Annotated in this window: 16 protein-coding genes; 10 read left to right on the forward strand and 6 right to left on the reverse strand. The window is 72.5% G+C overall.

The features are described from left to right. Positions 1-35 precede the first annotated feature (35 nt). From AB0P06_RS06875 to AB0P06_RS06905, 7 genes are all read left to right on the forward strand, one after another. Positions 36-1,289, forward strand: coding sequence for an amidohydrolase (locus tag AB0P06_RS06875; protein ID WP_363605613.1), 1,254 nt, complete (start codon positions 36-38; stop codon positions 1,287-1,289). Positions 1,290-1,521: 232 nt separating this feature from the next. After that, on the forward strand, positions 1,522-2,583 hold the full coding sequence (locus AB0P06_RS06880; protein ID WP_363605615.1) for a BMP family ABC transporter substrate-binding protein: 1,062 nt from the start codon (positions 1,522-1,524) through the stop codon (positions 2,581-2,583). A 257-nt stretch (positions 2,584-2,840) separates the two neighbouring features. Beyond that, positions 2,841-4,451 carry an ABC transporter ATP-binding protein gene (locus AB0P06_RS06885; protein ID WP_363605800.1) on the forward strand — a complete coding sequence of 537 codons (1,611 nt, stop codon included), beginning with the start codon at positions 2,841-2,843 and terminating at the stop codon, positions 4,449-4,451. A gap of 5 nt (positions 4,452-4,456) precedes the next feature. Beyond that, positions 4,457-5,617 (forward strand): ABC transporter permease, encoded by a 1,161-nt coding sequence (locus AB0P06_RS06890; protein WP_363605617.1) that lies wholly within the window; start codon positions 4,457-4,459, stop codon positions 5,615-5,617. Next, positions 5,614-6,879 carry an ABC transporter permease gene (locus tag AB0P06_RS06895; protein WP_363605618.1) on the forward strand — a complete coding sequence of 422 codons (1,266 nt, stop codon included), beginning with the start codon at positions 5,614-5,616 and terminating at the stop codon, positions 6,877-6,879. The genes AB0P06_RS06890 and AB0P06_RS06895 overlap by 4 nt, the downstream gene beginning before the upstream one ends. Further along, a complete protein-coding gene (locus AB0P06_RS06900; protein ID WP_363605619.1) occupies positions 6,876-7,268 on the forward strand; it encodes a cytidine deaminase in 393 nt (130 codons plus the stop codon). Before AB0P06_RS06895 ends, AB0P06_RS06900 begins: the two co-directional genes overlap by 4 nt. Positions 7,269-7,385: 117 nt before the next feature. Beyond that, positions 7,386-8,663, forward strand: coding sequence for a thymidine phosphorylase (locus AB0P06_RS06905; RefSeq protein ID WP_363605620.1), 1,278 nt, complete (start codon positions 7,386-7,388; stop codon positions 8,661-8,663). Positions 8,664-8,734: 71 nt separating this feature from the next. On the opposite strand, the gene AB0P06_RS06910 is transcribed toward AB0P06_RS06905, so the two are convergent. From AB0P06_RS06910 to AB0P06_RS06920, 3 genes are all read right to left on the reverse strand, one after another. Continuing rightward, complete coding sequence (locus tag AB0P06_RS06910) at positions 8,735-9,412, reverse strand: alpha/beta fold hydrolase (protein ID WP_363605621.1); 678 nt, start codon at positions 9,410-9,412, stop codon at positions 8,735-8,737. 103 nt (positions 9,413-9,515) lie between these two features. Continuing rightward, positions 9,516-9,890 (reverse strand): AbrB/MazE/SpoVT family DNA-binding domain-containing protein, encoded by a 375-nt coding sequence (locus AB0P06_RS06915; RefSeq protein ID WP_363605622.1) that lies wholly within the window; start codon positions 9,888-9,890, stop codon positions 9,516-9,518. 9 nt (positions 9,891-9,899) lie between these two features. Further along, positions 9,900-11,204 carry an MFS transporter gene (locus tag AB0P06_RS06920; RefSeq protein ID WP_363605623.1) on the reverse strand — a complete coding sequence of 435 codons (1,305 nt, stop codon included), beginning with the start codon at positions 11,202-11,204 and terminating at the stop codon, positions 9,900-9,902. A 163-nt stretch (positions 11,205-11,367) separates the two neighbouring features. Between AB0P06_RS06920 and AB0P06_RS06925 the strand changes: the two genes are divergently transcribed. The 3 genes from AB0P06_RS06925 (at position 11,368) to AB0P06_RS06935 (ending at position 14,114) form a co-directional block, all read left to right on the forward strand. Further along, positions 11,368-12,282, forward strand: coding sequence for a LysR family transcriptional regulator (locus AB0P06_RS06925; protein WP_363605801.1), 915 nt, complete (start codon positions 11,368-11,370; stop codon positions 12,280-12,282). 119 nt (positions 12,283-12,401) lie between these two features. After that, positions 12,402-13,550: an adenosine deaminase gene (locus tag AB0P06_RS06930; RefSeq protein WP_363605624.1), complete on the forward strand. Its 1,149-nt coding sequence runs from the start codon at positions 12,402-12,404 to the stop codon at positions 13,548-13,550. A gap of 204 nt (positions 13,551-13,754) precedes the next feature. Continuing rightward, on the forward strand, positions 13,755-14,114 hold the full coding sequence (locus AB0P06_RS06935; protein ID WP_363605625.1) for an ATP-binding protein: 360 nt from the start codon (positions 13,755-13,757) through the stop codon (positions 14,112-14,114). Positions 14,115-14,215: 101 nt separating this feature from the next. Here AB0P06_RS06935 and AB0P06_RS06940 read toward each other — a convergent pair whose 3' ends face one another. The 3 genes from AB0P06_RS06940 to AB0P06_RS06950 form a co-directional block, all read right to left on the reverse strand. After that, the gene (locus AB0P06_RS06940; RefSeq protein ID WP_363605627.1) at positions 14,216-14,398 is read right to left on the reverse strand and encodes a PspC domain-containing protein; all 183 of its coding nucleotides are present in this window, start codon (positions 14,396-14,398) and stop codon (positions 14,216-14,218) included. A gap of 283 nt (positions 14,399-14,681) precedes the next feature. Continuing rightward, positions 14,682-15,260, reverse strand: a complete 579-nt coding sequence (locus AB0P06_RS06945; protein WP_363605629.1) for a PASTA domain-containing protein — start codon at positions 15,258-15,260, stop codon at positions 14,682-14,684. Then, entirely contained in the window at positions 15,260-15,790 is a 531-nt protein-coding gene (locus AB0P06_RS06950) for a SigE family RNA polymerase sigma factor (protein ID WP_363605630.1), read from the reverse strand. The genes AB0P06_RS06945 and AB0P06_RS06950 overlap by 1 nt, the downstream gene beginning before the upstream one ends. Between the last annotated feature and the right edge of the window lie 70 nt (positions 15,791-15,860).

Here is a 15,860-nt window from a genome sequence, read left to right on the forward strand (position 1 = left end):
GGCCAAATCCCCCCAACAGGCCTACCCTTGATGAGATGAACCGCCCTGAGTCCGCCCAGTCGGCCACCACTCTCACCGCTGCCCGCCCCGCCGCAGACCTGCGCGCCCGGGTCGGCGGACTGGAGTCCGAGCTGATCGCCTTCCGTCGTGATCTGCACCGGCACCCGGAGCTGGGCCGCCAGGAGTTCCGCACCACCGGCCTGCTGCGCGACCGGCTGCTGGCGGCCGGCCTCACCCCCCGGGTGCTGCCGGGCGGCACCGGTCTGATCGCGGACATCGTCCCGGACGGCACCCCGCGCGGCGCCGAATTCCTGGCCTTCCGCGCCGACATCGACGCGCTGCCGATCGACGACGCCAAGACCGAGGTGCCCTACCGCTCGACCGTGCCCGGCCGGGCCCACGCCTGCGGCCACGACGTGCACACCTCCGTGCTGCTCGGCACCGCGCTGGTGCTGGCCGAGGCCGCCCGCGCCGGCGAGCTGCGCCGCCCGGTCCGGCTGGTCTTCCAGCCGGCCGAGGAGGTCATGCCGGGCGGGGCCCTGGACGTGATCGGCGCGGGCGGGATGGAGGGCGTCGGCCGGATCTTCGCGGTGCACTGCGACCCGAAGGTGGAGGCGGGCCGGATCGCCCTGCGCACCGGCGCGATCACCTCGGCCTGCGACCGTCTGGTGCTCCACCTGGACGGGCCCGGCGGCCACACCGCCCGGCCGCACCTGACCACCGACCTGGTGACCGCGATCGCCCGGATGGCGGCCGATCTGCCGGGGGCGCTGGCCCGCCGGATGGACCCGCGCTGGGGGGTCAGCCTGGTCTGGGGCCGGATCTCCTCCGGCTCCGCGCCCAACGTCATCCCGCAGCACGCGGAGCTGGAGGGCACCGTCCGCTGCCTGGAGCTGGCCGGCTGGCGCGAGGCGCCGGAGCTGTTGCACGAGCTGATCGCCAAGCTCGCCGAGACCTACCGGGCGAAGTGGACGCTCGACTACCACCGCGGCGTGCCCCCGGTGGTCAACGAGGCGGTCTCGGTGGCGCTGCTGGAGGCCGCCATGACGGCGCGGTTCGGGCAGGGCGGCCGGCAGGTGGTCGAGGAGACCGAGCAGAGCCTGGGCGGCGAGGACTTCTCCTGGTACCTGGAGCACGCCCCCGGCGCGCTGGCCCGCCTCGGCGTCCGGCCCCCCGGCGACCCGACCGTGCGGGACCTGCACCAGGGCCGCTTCGACGTCGACGAGCGGGCGATCGGGATCGGCGTCGAGCTGTTCACCGCGCTGGCGCTGGAGCCGGACGAGCTCTGAGCCACCCGCCCGTTTTGGCGGGATTCTGGCCCTTTCCCCCGGTTACGTAGACTGGGCGTCGCCGGTTCCGGACCACCGTTCGCGGACGGGAGCGGGGCGTCGGGACGACCGTGAGACCACGGTTTGGTAACAACCCGGGTGCTCCGCCACCCCGTAATACAACCGTGTTCTACGCGCGTTACGGTGGCGTCCGACCACGCTCATCGGGTGCGTGTGAGAAGGAGATACTCCCTTGCGCCGTTCAACTAAGCTCGCCGCGGTTGTGCTCTCGGGTTCCCTGGGCATTGCCTCGCTCGCCGCTTGCGGCGCAAAGAGCACCGACAACACCTCCTCGGGGGGCTCCTCCGACAACTCGCTCAAGGTCGGCATGGCCTACGACATCGGTGGCCGCGGCGACCAGTCGTTCAACGACTCCGCCGCGCGTGGTCTGGACCGTGCCAAGGCCGAGCTGGGTGCCACCGTCACCGAGGCCGACGCCAAGACCGGCGAGGCCGAGGCCGACAAGGAGACCCGTCTCAAGAACCTGATCGACGGCGGCTACAAGACGATCATCGCGGTCGGCTTCGTGTACCAGCCGGCGGTCAACAAGATCGCCAAGGAGAACCCGGACGTCAAGTTCGCGATCATCGACTCGCACGCCGACGACCAGCCCTCCAACGTCACCTCGCTGCTCTTCGCCGAGCAGGAGGGCTCGTACCTGGCCGGCGTCGCCGCCGCCAACAAGTCGAAGGCCAAGCACGTCGGCTTCATCGGCGGTGTGCAGACCGAGCTGATCAAGAAGTTCGAGGCCGGCTTCAAGGCGGGCGTGAAGTCCGTCGACCCGCAGATGCCGGTCGAGGTCACCTACCTGACCACGCCCCCGGACTTCTCCGGCTTCAACTCGCCCGACAAGGGCAAGGAGGCCGCGCAGGGCCAGCTCGACAAGGGCGCGGACGTCATCTACACCGCCGCCGGCTCCTCCGGCAACGGCGCCATCGAGGCCGTCTCCAACAAGCCCGGCGCGCTGGCCATCGGTGTCGACTCCGACCAGGCCAACCAGCCGGCCCTGGCGAAGTACAAGAACAGCATCCTCACCTCGATGGTGAAGAACGTCGACAACGCCGTCTTCGCCTACGTCGAGTCGATCAAGAAGGGCACTCCCTTCACCGGCATCAAGAACTTCGACCTGAAGTCCGAGGGTGTCTCGCTCGCCACCACCGGCAACAAGATCGACGACATCAAGGCCAAGCTCGACGAGGCCGCCACGGCCATCAAGAGCGGCGCCACCACCGTCCCGACCGCGCCCGCCCAGTAAGGGCCGCCGCGTAGCGGACGTCGCTGCCGCTGCCACCTGCCTGGCAGCGCAATGATTGACACAGCATCAGGGAGGGGCCCGGCAGGGTGCGCTCAACGCGTACCCCCGGGCCCCGTCCCGTACCCCACCGTCTTTTCTTGGCCCTCCAGCGCAACGACGCGCCTCCAGACCACCAGGAGATCGCCATCACCGCATCCGACCCCGCCCTCAGCAAGGGCGGTACCCCCAGCGCGGGGACGGCGACACCGGCCGTCGAACTGCGCGGTATCACCAAGCGCTTCCCCGGCGTCGTGGCCAACCACGACATCAACCTCACCGTCCGCACCGGCACCGTGCACGCCCTCATGGGCGAGAACGGCGCCGGCAAGTCGACGCTGATGAAGATCCTCTACGGCATGCAGAAGCCGGACGAGGGCACCATCGCGATCAACGGCGAGCAGTGCGAGTTCAACACCCCGGGCGACGCCATCGCGCGCGGCATCGGCATGGTGCACCAGCACTTCATGCTCGCCGACAACCTCACCGTCTGGGAGAACGTCGTTCTCGGCGGCGAGAAGCTCCACGGCATCGGCGCCAGGGCGAAGGCGAAGATCAAGGAGATCTCCGACCAGTACGGCCTGGGCGTGCGCCCGGAGGCGCTGGTCGAGGACCTCGGCGTGGCCGACCGCCAGCGGGTCGAGATCCTCAAGGTGCTCTACCGCGGCGCCAAGATCCTGATCCTCGACGAGCCCACCGCCGTCCTCGTCCCGCAGGAGGTCGACGCGCTCTTCGACAACCTGCGCGAGCTCAAGGCCGAGGGCGTCACCGTCATCTTCATCTCGCACAAGCTGCACGAGGTGCTGTCGGTGGCCGACGCGATCAGCGTGATCCGGCGCGGCACCACCGTCGGCGACGCCGACCCGCGGAACGTCAGCGCCCGTCAGCTCGCCGAGATGATGGTCGGCGCCGAGCTGCCCTCCCCGGAGAGCCGCGAGTCCACCGTCACCACGACCGAGATGCTGGACGTCCGCGGCCTGCGGATCGCCAAGACCGACGCCGAGGGCATCGAGCGCGTCGTGCTCGACGACATCTCGCTGCGCATCCACAAGGGCGAGATCCTCGGCATCGCCGGGGTCGAGGGCAACGGCCAGGCCGAACTGGTCGAGGCCATCATGGGCATGCTCCCGCTGGACGCCGGGGCCGTCACCCTGGACGGCCAGGACCTCTCCGGCTCGCTCACCCGGGCCCGCCGCGAGGCCGGCATCGGCTACATCCCCGAGGACCGCCACCGGCACGGCCTGCTGCTGGAGGCCCCGCTCTGGGAGAACCGGATCCTCGGCCACGTCACGGAGCCCCCCAACTCCAAGGGCCTGCTGCTGGACCCGGCCGCGGCCCGCAAGGACACCCAGCGGATCGTCGAGCAGTACGACGTCCGCACCCCCGGCATCGAGGTCACCGCGGCCTCGCTCTCCGGCGGCAACCAGCAGAAGCTGATCATCGGCCGCGAGATGAGCCACCAGCCCAAGCTGCTGATCGCCTCGCACCCCACCCGGGGTGTGGACGTCGGCGCGCAGGCGCAGATCTGGGAGCACATCCGGACGGCCCAGCGGGCCGGCCTCGCGGTGCTGCTGATCTCCGCCGACCTGGACGAGCTGATCGGTCTCTCCGACACCATCCGGGTCATCTACCGCGGCCGTCTGGTCGCCGACGCCGACCCGGCCACCGTCACCGCGGAGGACCTCGGCACCGCGATGACCGGTGCGGCCCGCGGCCACCTCGAGTCCGACGCGGAGGCCGTCGCCGAGGAGCGGGCCATCGCCGCCGAGGGCACCGAGGCCGAGGACGCCGCCCCCACCGACACCGCCGACGACCCGCAGGCGGGGGAGTAACCACCATGACCAGTCCCAACCCCGCGGCCAAGAGCACCCTGGCCCAGCGGTTCAACGGCGAGCGGATCGTGCTCGCCCTCGCGGCGCCGGTGCTCGCCGTCGTCCTCTCCGTGGCGATCTGCTCGGTGCTGCTGGCGACCTCGGGCAAGAACCCGTTCGACGCCTGGAACGTGATGATCACGTACGGCACCAAGTCGGACGGCCAGGTGGCGATCCTCAACCGGTCCACCACCTACTACCTGGCCGCCGCGGCCGCCGCCTTCGGCTTCCGGATGAACCTCTTCAACATCGGCGTCGAGGGCCAGTACAAGGTCGCGGCGCTGTTCGCGGCCTTCGTCGGCAGCCGGCTCGACCTGCCGTCCTTCATCCAGATCCCGCTGCTGCTGATCACCGCGATGCTGGTCGGCGGTCTCTACGCCAGCATCGCCGGCCTGCTGAAGGTCTACCGCGGCGTCAGCGAGGTCATCTCGACCATCATGCTGAACGCCATCGCGATCGCGATCGTCGGTCTGCTGCTCGTCCCCGGAATCTTCGCGCCGGAGAAGGGCACCACCAGCAACTCGATCCAGACCGACCCGCTCTCGCAGTCCAGCCACTTCTTCGCGTTCGACACGGCCGGCGGCCCGCTCTGGGGCTTCATCTTCATCGCCGCCCTGGTCGGCGTGGTCTTCCAGTTCACCCTGACCCGCACCCGCTTCGGCTTCGACCTGCGCGCCACCGGCCGCTCCGAGTCCGCCGCCACCGCGTCCGGGGTGAACGTCAAGCGCATGGTCGTCATCTCGATGGCGGTCTCCGGTGCGATCGCCGGTCTGATCGGGATGCCCGAGCTGCTGCAGAACTCGTACTACTTCGGCCAGAGCTTCCAGCCCGGCCTGGGCTTCCTCGGCATCTCGGTCGCCCTGCTCGGCCGGAACAGCCCGATCGGCATGGCCTTCGCGGCGCTGCTGTTCGCCTTCCTCGACTCCACCGGCTCGCAGCTGCCGCTGCCGAAGAACGGCAGCTTCCCGTTCGAGATCGTCGATGTCATGAAGGGCACCATCGTCATCTGCGTCGTCGTCGCGTACGAGCTGGTGCGCCGCTACGGACTCAAGCGCCAGCAGCAGAAGGTCGGCGCCGAGCTCGCCGCCCTGGCCGCGGCCAACGTGAAGAAGGAGGTGTCGGCATGAGTACGGCCACCGCCGCCCGTGCGAAGGCGCCGGGCGCTCCCGCAAAGAAGCGCAAGCTGTCCTGGCCGGTGGTGCTGCTGCTGATCGCAGGCGCCCTGGTGCTCTTCTCCGCCGTGGGCCTGGCCACCGGCAACCACTCGCTGACCTCCTCCGGGCAGGTCACCGCCGCGCTGAGCGCGGCCGTGCCGATCGGCATGGCCGGTCTGGGCGGTCTCTGGTCCGAGCGGGCCGGCGTCGTCAACATCGGCCTGGAAGGCATGATGGTCGCCGGCACCTTCTGCGGTGCCTGGGGCGGCTACCTGGTCAACCCGTGGTTCGGCCTGGTGGCCGGCGCGCTCGGCGGCGCGCTCGGCGGTCTGCTGCACGCGGTCGTCACGGTGACCTTCGGCGTCGACCACATCGTCTCCGGTGTCGGTATCAACCTGCTGATCCCCGGCATCTGCGCGTACGTCAACCGGATCTACTACAAGGACTACATCTCCGTCGGCGCCGGTGCGAACCAGTCCCCGCCGGCCGATCCGCTGCCGTACATCACCATCCCCGGCCTCTCCTCCTGGCTGAAGGACATCGAGAGCAACCACTGGTTCCTGGTCTCGGACGCCGCGGGCGTGCTCGGCGGTCTGGTCACCAACATCTCGGTGGTCGTGCTGCTGGCCGGCGCGCTGATCGTGGTCAGCTACTTCGCGCTCTGGCGCACCGTGTTCGGCCTGCGCCTGCGCTCCTGCGGCGAGAACCCGACCGCGGCCGAGTCGCTGGGTGTCAACGTCTACAAGTACAAGTACCTCGCGGTCATCGCCTCCGGCGCCTTCGCCGGCCTCGGCGGTGCGTACCTCTCGCTGGTCGCGGCGCACTTCTACAAGGACGGCCAGACCCTCGGCCGGGGCTTCATCGGCCTCGCGGCGATGATCTTCGGCAACTGGATGCCGGGCGGCCTCGCCATCGGCGCCGGCCTGTTCGGCTTCACCGACAGCCTCCAGCTGCGTGACCCGGAGTCGGTGCACGTGCTGATCCTGACGGTCTCCATCGCGATGGCCCTGCTTGCCCTCTGGCACCTGTACCGCCGCAAGTTCCCGGCCGCGCTGATCACCTTCGTGGTCGCCGGCGGCCTGGCCGCCTGGTACGCCACCACCGACGAGGTGCAGCGCCCGCTGATCGTGGCCACGCCGTACGTGATCACCCTGGTGGTGCTCTCGCTGGCCTCGCAGCGGCTGCGGCCGCCGAAGGCCGACGGCCAGATCTACCGCAAGGGCCAGGGCAAGTGACGGCGCCCGCGGTCGACTGGGAGCTGCTGCGCGAGGCCGCGCGTGAGGCGATGACGCACGCGTACGCCCCGTACAGCCGCTTCCCGGTCGGCGCGGCCGCCCTGGTGGACGACGGGCGGCTGGTCACCGGCTGCAACGTCGAGAACGCCTCGTACGGGCTCGCGCTCTGCGCCGAGTGCGGACTGGTCTCCACCCTGCACGCCACCGGCGGCGGCCGGCTGACCGCGTTCACCTGTGTGGACGGCGCCGGGCGGCTGCTGATGCCGTGCGGGCGCTGCCGCCAGCTGCTGTACGAGCACGGCGGACCGGAGCTGCTGATCGACCTGCCGTCCGGCGTGAAGCCGATGAGTGAGGTCCTGCCCGACGCGTTCGGGCCGGAGCGGCTCTAGCCCCGCTGTTTGTTACGCGCGTAGAGTGTCGCGAGTGGGCCGTGACCGGGCCGGCTCGCGACACTCTTCGCTTTTCCGACACCCCTCTTGGCTTTCGAAACCCCTCTTGGAGCAGCCATGGACGCCATCTCCGTCATCAGGACCAAGCGCGATCGCGGAGAGCTGAGCGACGCTCAGATCGACTGGGTCATCGACGCCTACACCCGCGGCGAGGTCGCCGACGAGCAGATGTCCGCCCTGGCCATGGCGATCCTGCTGAACGGCATGAACCCGCACGAGATCAGCCGCTGGACCGACGCGATGATCCGCTCCGGGGTGCGGATGGACTTCTCCTCGCTGCCGCTGCCCACCAGCGACAAGCACTCCACCGGTGGCGTCGGCGACAAGATCACCCTGCCGCTCGCCCCGCTGGTCGCCGCCTGCGGCGCCGCCGTCCCGCAGCTCTCCGGCCGCGGCCTGGGCCACACCGGCGGCACCCTCGACAAGCTGGAGTCCATCCCCGGCTGGCGCGCCCTGCTCTCCAACGAGGAGATGCTCGACGTGCTGGGCTCGACCGGCGCGGTGATCTGCGCGGCCGGCGACGGCCTGGCCCCCGCCGACAAGAAGCTGTACGCGCTGCGCGACGTGACCGGCACGGTCGAGGCGATCCCGCTGATCGCCTCCTCGATCATGTCGAAGAAGATCGCCGAGGGCACCGGCGCCCTGGTGCTGGACGTCAAGGTCGGCTCCGGCGCCTTCATGAAGAACCTGGCGGACGCCCGGGAGCTGGCCCGCACCATGGTCGGCCTGGGCACCGCGGCCGGGGTCAACACCGTCGCCCTGCTCACCGACATGTCCACCCCGCTCGGCCTCACCGCGGGCAACGCGCTGGAGGTCCGCGAGTCGCTGGAGGTGCTGGCCGGCGGCGGCCCGGCGGACGTCGTCGAGCTGACCCTCGCCCTGGCCCGCGAGATGCTGGCCGCGGCCGGCGTGCACGGCAAGGACCCGGCCGACGCGCTGCGCGACGGCTCCGCGATGGACCACTGGCGCCGCATGATCACCGCCCAGGGCGGCGACGTAGACGCCCCGCTGCCGGTCGCCCGCGAGCAGCACGTCATCCCGGCCCCCGCCTCCGGTGTGCTCACCGCGCTGGACGCCTACGCGGTGGGCGTCTGCGCCTGGCGCCTCGGCGCCGGCCGGGCCCGCAAGGAGGACCCGGTCCAGGCGGGCGCCGGTGTGGAGCTGCACGCCAAGCCCGGCGACACCGTGGTGGCCGGCCGGCCGCTGCTGACCCTGCACACCGACACCCCCGAGCGCTACGACTACGCGATCGAGGCGCTGGCCGGCGGCATCGAGGTCGCCCCGGCGGGGACGGCCTTCACCCCGAACCCGATCGTGCTGGACCGCATCGCCTGACCCGGCCCGCTGCCGCGCCGCGCCCGTACCCCCGTGGTACGGGCGCGGCGCGCGTTCCGGGCGGCCCGGACTCAGCCGGCCGCGGCGAGGACGATCCCCAGGAACTCCTCGGGGGCCTCGCGGACGAGGTCGTGGCCGACCGGCAGGGTGTGCACCGCCCAGGCGGGGTCCTTGCGCAGACGTTCGTACGTCGGCAGGAACGGGGTGTCCTCGAAGCGCTCGGCGTGGATGTACGTCCGGCGGGCCACGCCCTCCCCGGCACCGGTCAGCCGCACCGGCTGGAGCAGTGTCGCCAGCGGGTGCGCGGTGGCCCGCGGGTCCAGTCCGGGGTGCAGTCCGACCATGGTGTACCCGTCGCCGCCGGCCGCGGTGCCGCGCAGGTACCGTTCCTTCCAGACGTCGTCGACGATGCCGTACGCCGACTCGCCGTCGAGCGGTACGAAGGCGTCCGCGTACACCAGCGCGGCGATCCGCTCCGGCGCCCGGTCGGCGACCGCCGAGGCGACCATGCCGCCGTAGCTGTGCGCGACCAGGACCGCGTCGGTGATCCGCTCCGCCTCCAGCAGCCCGAGCACCTCCCCGCTGTGGGTGTCCAGATTGACGCCCCCGCCGTTCAGCGGGCCGCGCTCGGCGACCCCGCTCAGCGTGACCGGGTACACCTCGTGCCCGGCCGCCCGCAGCCCCTCGGTCAGCGGCCGGTACCACCAACCGCCGTGCAGCGCGCCGGGGATGAGAACGAAGGTGGCCATGGCGGGTTCCTCTGGTCGTTCGGGCGGGACGAGAGGAAACTACGGCGGATACCTGACACCTTGCGTCAGGTATCCGCCGGGGTGTGCCCGCCGCGAGTGACTGTCACGGCCGGTTGAAGATGTCGTGGGTGCCGACCCGGCGCTCGATCTCCTCCAGGTCCAGCCCGGCCTCGTCCGCCAGGGACCGGAGGAACTCCTCGCCGTCCTGGAAGACCTCGCCGCGTTCGCCCCGGGCGACGGCCCCGTCGGCCTCCTGCTCCCCGGCCTGCCGGCCGGGGCTCCAGAACCACGCCTGGTCGTCCGGGACGACCGAGGCCGGGGTCAGAACGATCCGGCCGCCCTCCACCGTGACGACCAACTGGTCACTCTTTTGGAGATCGAGTTGCTCCCTTGTCTCCTGCGGGATGGTGACGACCCCCCTCTTCCGGACGGGAGTGGACACCAGGTGGGGGCGACGGCGGCGCTTGAGACCGGCCATACCGAATGTCTACCGGGCGGAAAGTCTTCCCGGCAGCCCGTCGGGCGCGCGGCGGGCGGTGTGCGCCTGGCGGGTGGCGTAGAGGGTGACGGCGGCGGCGAGGGCCATCGCGGTGAGACCGACGGTGGCGGCGCCGGGCCAGCCGGTGGAGTGGTAGGCGTCGGCGCCGATCGTGCCGCCGACGCTGTTGCCCAGGTAGTAGGCGATCAGGTAGAGCGCGGAGGCCTGGGCGCGGCCCTCGGTGGCGGTGCGGCCGACGGCGGAGGAGGCGGTCGCATGGCCCGCGAAGAAGCCGGCGGTGATCAGGACCAGGCCGAGCAGGGCGCAGAGCAGCGAGCCGGCCAGCGAGAGCAGCAGCCCGGCGGCGGTCACGCCGATCGACACGTACAGCGCACCGCGCCGGCCGAGCCGGCCGGAGAGCCGGCCGGCGGCGGCCGAGGTGCCGGTGCCGACCAGGTAGACCACGAAGATCGACGCGGCCACCGACTCCGGCAGCTGGAACGGCGCGGAGATCAGCCGGTAGCCGACGGTGTTGTAGACCGCGCCGAAGACGGCCATGAACAGCAGCCCGAGCGCGTACAGCCGCACCAGCAGCGGGTTGCGCAGGTGCCGTCCGACGGTGCGGGCCAGCGCGCGGGCGTCCACCGGGGCCGGGGTGAAGTGCCGGGCGGCGGGGATCAGCAGCCGGAAGGCCAGCGCGGCCAGCAGCGCGAGGGCGGCGGAGGCGGCCAGGCCCCAGCGCCAGCCGAAGCCGGCGGCCGTCCAGCCGGAGAGCAGCCGGCCGCCCATGCCGCCGATGCTGTTGCCGGCCACGTACAGACCCATCGCGGAGGCCAGCGCGCTGGGGTGGACCTCCTCCGCGAGGTACGCCATCGCGGTGGCCGGCAGCCCGGCGAGCGCGGCGCCCTGGAGGACCCGCAGCGCGACCAGGGTGGTGAGGTCCGGCGCGAACGGCAGGGCCAGCGCCAGTGCGGAGGCGGCGAGGGTGGAGGCCGTCATCACGGCGGTGCGCCCGTACCGGTCGGACAGCGCGCTGGCCGGCAGCAGGGCGAGGGCGAGGCCGAGGGTGGCGGCGGAGGCCGTCCAGCTCGCCTGGCCGGGCGTGATGTCGAGGTCGGCCGAGAGGACCGGCAGCAGGCCCTGGGTGGAGTAGAGCAGGACGAAGGTCGCGACCCCGGCGGCGAACAGGGCGAGGTTGGCGCGGCGGAAGGCGCGCTGGCCGGGGCGGTGGCGGTCGTCGGCCGCGGTGGCGGGGGACGGCGTGGTGAGGGCATCCGGCGTGGCCACGGATGCCCCGGTATCGGAGGGCTGCATACCGTCGAACCTAGGCCTGTGCCGTTGATGCGTCCAATGCATGAACCGCCGATAATCAATGTGTTCAGGTATGAGCCGAGGTGGCGGCGGTCGGAGTGGAGGAAGAGTGACGGACAGCACGGACCGTACGGAGGGCGGCGAGCCGCCGCACCGGCTCGCCGAGCTGGGGCCGGAGCTGCCGGCCGTCCAACTGGCGCCCCGGCTGGCCCAGTTCGCGGCGGTGGCCCGGTTGGAGCACGTCACGCAGGCGGCCGCGCTGCTGGGGATGCCGCAGCCGACGCTGTCGCGGGCGGTGGCCCGGCTGGAGGAGGAGCTGGGCGTCGACCTGCTGGCCCGTCAGGGCCGCACCGTCCGGCTGACCAGGGCCGGGCGGTTGCTGCTGGCCTCGGTGGAGCGGGCGCTGGCGGAGGTCGAGCGCGGCGCCGAGGCAGCCCGCGCCGAGGCGGACCCGGCGGCCGGGCGGGTGGCGTTCGGCTTTCTGCACACCATGGGGACGGACGCGGTGCCGGCGCTGCTGCGCGGGTTCCGGGCGGCCCACCCGCAGGTGCGGTTCCAGCTGGTGCAGGACTACGTCGGCGCGATGCTGGAGCGGCTGCGGGCCGGGGAGCTGGACCTCTGTCTGGTCGCGCCGCTGCCGGACGACCCGGCGCTGGTCACCCGCCCGCTGGACGAGCAGCGGCTGCACTTGGTCGTCCCGGCCGACCACCGGCTGGCCGGGCGGCGCCGGATCCGGCTGGCCGAGGTGGCCGAGGAGCCGTTCGTCGGGCTGGAGCGCGGGTACGGACTGCGCGCGATCACGGACGGGTTCTGCGCGGAGGCCGGGTTCGTGCCGCGGATCGCGTTCGAGGGGGAGGAGGCGGAGACGCTCCGCGGGCTGGTCGCGGCCGGGCTCGGGGTGGCGCTGCTGCCGCCCGCGCTGGTGCCCCGGCCCGGGGTGGTGGAGCTGGAGGTGACGGCGCCGCGCACCCGGCGGGCGATCGGTCTGGCCTGGGCGGCGGGCCGGCCGCTCACCCCGCCGGTGGCGGCGTTCCGGGACTTCGTGCTGTCGCGGCGGGGGAGGCTGTTGCAGCACGACTGAACCGGGGGTGTCCACGACGTGCCGGGGCTCGCCCCTTCGGTGGAATTCCCGGTGCGCATTGGCCGATTCGGACGTGTGGGCGGTAGTCGGTCTACGCGCGTAGGGGCTACACTCCCGCAATGGAGAAGCAGATCCCTGTCACCACCGCGGGCACTGGCCCCCGGATCCCCACCCCCGACCAGATCGCCCGCGCCCCGAAGGTGCTCCTGCACGACCACCTCGACGGCGGGCTGCGCCCGGAGACCATCGTCGAGCTGGCCGCCGCCTGCGGCTACGACGGGCTCCCGACCACCGACCCGGCCGAACTCGGCGTCTGGTTCCGCGAGGCCGCCGACTCCGGTTCGCTGGTCCGCTACCTGGAGACCTTCGCGCACACCTGCGCCGTGATGCAGACCCGCGAGGCGCTGATCAAGGTGGCCGCCGACTGCGCCGAGGACCTCGCCGCGGACGGCGTCGTCTACGCCGAGGTCCGCTACGCCCCCGAGCAGCACCTGGAGGCCGGCCTGACCCTGGACGAGGTCGTCCAGGCCGTCAACGAGGGCTTCCGGCTCGGCGAGGCCAGCGCCCGCGCGGCCGGCCACCGCATCCGGGTCGGCACCCTGCTGACCGCGATGCGCCACGCCGCCCGCTCCACCGAGATCGCCGAGCTGGCCAACCGCTACCGCGACCAGGGCGTGGTCGGCTTCGACATCGCCGGTGCCGAGGCCGGCCACCCGCCGACCCGCCACCAGGCCGCCTTCGACTACCTCAAGGGCGAGAACAACCACTTCACCATCCACGCGGGCGAGGCCTTCGGCCTGCCGTCGATCTGGGAGGCCCTGCAGTGCTGCGGCGCCGACCGGCTCGGCCACGGCGTGCGGATCGTCGACGACATCACCGTGCACGAGGACGGCCGCGTCGAGCTCGGCCGGCTGGCCGCGTACGTGCGCGACAAGCGGATCCCGCTGGAGATGTGCCCGACCTCCAACCTCCAGACGGCGGCGGCGGCTTCGTACGCCGAGCACCCGATCGGGCTGCTCAGCCGGCTGAAGTTCCGGGTCACCGTCAACACCGACAACCGGCTGATGAGCGGCACCAGCATGAGCCGTGAGTTCGGGCACCTGGTGGAGGCGTTCGGCTACACGCTGGGCGACCTGGAGTGGTTCACGGTGAACGCGATGAAGTCGGCGTTCCTGCCGTTCGACGAGCGGCTGGCGATGATCAGCGACGTGATCAAGCCGGGCTACGCCGAGCTCAAGGCGGAGTGGCTGTTCAGCGTCGGCGCCTGAGCGCCGCCGACGGGTGGCCGGATGAACGCCGCACTGCGGCAAGGGTGTTGGCGTTCATCTGACTATCCACTCCGGCGGGTTAACTCCCTTTGGTCCTGGTCCGGTCCAGTCACTACGGTGTGCCAGTCACTGCTGACAGGTTGTGGCGGCGGTGAGCCGCTGTGCCCGGACGTCGGCCACCGACGAGGACCCAAGGACGAACTCATGAAGCAGGCTCTCAAGGCCGCCGGCACCGCCGTGCTCGGTATCGCCATCGCTGCGGTCGGCGCCGGCAGCGCGTCCGCCGACTCCGTCGCCGCCGGTGGCCTCGGGCTCCCCACCGGGGCGGTGACCAACCCCGCGGTGACCGGCGCCGTCGTCGACACCGCCGCCAAGCTGCCGGGCGCCGACAAGGTCGCCGGCACCCTCGGGACCCTCGCCCCGACCGCCGGCCAGGCCCTGCCGGCCGCCGCCCCGCTCTCCGGCGTCACCGACCGCGCCGCCGTGCCCAGCATCCCGGGCCTCGACAAGACCCCGCTCGGCGGGCTGGCCCAGACCCTCCCGCTGCCGGGCCTGACCGGCTGACCCAGCGCCGGCACCACGACGGGCCGTCCGCCCCGGAGACCCCGGGTGCGGGCGGCCCGTCGGCTGCTCGCGGCGTGCCCCTGCGGTGCGGGGCTCGTGACTCACGGCTCCTGGGGGAGGAGCACCCAGAGCGCCAGGTAGATCAGGAACTGCGGCCCGGGCAGCAGGCAGGAGGCCAGGAAGATCAGTCGGACGGTCCACGGCGTCAGGCCGAAGCGCTCGGCGATCCCGGCGCAGACGCCGGCGATGACGCGGTTGTGGCGGGGGCGGGCGAGGCGGCTCATGGCGTGCTCCGTGGTGTCGCGCCCGGTGCCGGCCTCTCCGGTGGGCGTATCTCCATGCTCCGTCGCGCCGGTCGCCGAAGCCTCACCCCGCAAGCCGATCCGGGCGCGGGGCGTCTCGTCGAGGAGGCGTAGCGGCGTCTCGGGGTTCCCCTCGGGGTCGCCCCGGAGGGCGGGCGTGACCGGACCGCGGCCGGCCCGCCCCGGGCGGTTCGGGAGCGGGCCGGCCGCGGTCGGGAACGGTCGGGAGCGGGAAGTCCGCCGGGACGACGTCCCGCTCCCGGGATCAGGGCCTGCCCTTGGAGACGAAGACGGTGACGGTGGCGTCCGGGGGGAGGAGGGCGCCGGCGGCGGGCTGGGTGTTGATGACGCTGCCGGCGGGGACCTTCCAGTCGGTGAAGAGGTGGGTCTCGACCCGGAGTCCGGCCGCGGCGAGGGCCTGCTCGGCGGAGGCCTGGGAGAGACCCACGACGTCGGGGACGGTGATCCGGGCCGCGTCGGGCGAAGGGGTGGGCCCGGGCGAGGGCTCTCCGTAGCCGGGGGAGGAGACGGGCGAGGGGGTGCCGGAGCCGAGGGAGGGGGACGGGGTGCCCGAACCGACCGGTGGCGAGACGGGGGCGGCCGGGGTGAGCGGCGTCCGGGGCCCGGACGGCGGGCTCTGGAGAAGGAACGCGCCGGTGGCGACGACGGCGACGGCCGCCGCCGAGGCCGCGGTGGCGAGGAGGCCGCGTCGGCGGCGGGTGCGGCGGAGGATGGCGGGGGCGTCGAAGGCGGGGGCGGGCGCGGAGTCGGCGTAGCTGTTCATGGCCTGGCGGAGGGCCCTTCCGAGATGGGGGTCGAGGGTGGGGTCGTGGTCGGTCGTCATCACGCACCTTCGTGGGCGGGGAGGGCGGCGGTGCGGAGTCTGGCCAGCCCGCGGGCGAGTTGGGAGCGGACGGTGCCGGGCGAGATGTTCAGGACGTCGGCGATCTGACGGTCGTCCAGGTCGTGCAGATAGGAGAGGACGACGACGCTGCGCATGCCGATCGGGAGGGCGTGCAGGGCCCGGACGAGTTCGTCGCGCAGTTCGACCGTGCGGTAGGCGTCGCCCGGGGCGGGGAGGTCCTCGGGGACCGCCTCGGCGCGGACGCCCGCCCGGCTCAGCCTGCGCCAGCGGTCGTTGGCGAGGTTGACGACGATCCGACGGACGTACGCCTCCGGGGAGTCGGCGACCGCGACGCGCTTCCAGTGCCGGCAGGCCTTCTCCAGGGCCTCCTGGAGCAGGTCCTCGGCGAGCTCGCGGTTGCCGGTCAGGAGGTAGGCCGTCCGGAACAGGGCGCCGGAGCGCTGCTGCACGAACGCGGCGAAGTCGATCGGTGGGGTGCCGCGAGCGCCGGAGCGCCGGCCGAGCCTCACCTTCGGCCGCCCGCCGGGTTGCTGCTGCTCATGTGCTGGTCCGTCTCCTCGGTGTGGGTGTCTGCCTTCC

The organism is Kitasatospora sp. NPDC088351, from assembly GCF_040685575.1.
In the GTDB taxonomy this organism is placed as follows: domain Bacteria; phylum Actinomycetota; class Actinomycetes; order Streptomycetales; family Streptomycetaceae; genus Kitasatospora.

Coding starts and splice junctions, on each gene's coding strand:
- AB0P06_RS06930 (WP_363605624.1), top strand. CDS start 12,402: ATGGAGAAGCAGATCCCTGTCACCACCGCGGGCACTGGCCCCCGGATC.
- AB0P06_RS06875 (WP_363605613.1), top strand. CDS start 36: ATGAACCGCCCTGAGTCCGCCCAGTCGGCCACCACTCTCACCGCTGCC.
- AB0P06_RS06890 (WP_363605617.1), top strand. CDS start 4,457: ATGACCAGTCCCAACCCCGCGGCCAAGAGCACCCTGGCCCAGCGGTTC.
- AB0P06_RS06945 (WP_363605629.1), bottom strand. CDS start 15,260: ATGACGACCGACCACGACCCCACCCTCGACCCCCATCTCGGAAGGGCC.
- AB0P06_RS06920 (WP_363605623.1), bottom strand. CDS start 11,204: ATGCAGCCCTCCGATACCGGGGCATCCGTGGCCACGCCGGATGCCCTC.
- AB0P06_RS06910 (WP_363605621.1), bottom strand. CDS start 9,412: ATGGCCACCTTCGTTCTCATCCCCGGCGCGCTGCACGGCGGTTGGTGG.
- AB0P06_RS06905 (WP_363605620.1), top strand. CDS start 7,386: ATGGACGCCATCTCCGTCATCAGGACCAAGCGCGATCGCGGAGAGCTG.
- AB0P06_RS06895 (WP_363605618.1), top strand. CDS start 5,614: ATGAGTACGGCCACCGCCGCCCGTGCGAAGGCGCCGGGCGCTCCCGCA.
- AB0P06_RS06935 (WP_363605625.1), top strand. CDS start 13,755: ATGAAGCAGGCTCTCAAGGCCGCCGGCACCGCCGTGCTCGGTATCGCC.
- AB0P06_RS06915 (WP_363605622.1), bottom strand. CDS start 9,890: ATGGCCGGTCTCAAGCGCCGCCGTCGCCCCCACCTGGTGTCCACTCCC.
- AB0P06_RS06940 (WP_363605627.1), bottom strand. CDS start 14,398: ATGAGCCGCCTCGCCCGCCCCCGCCACAACCGCGTCATCGCCGGCGTC.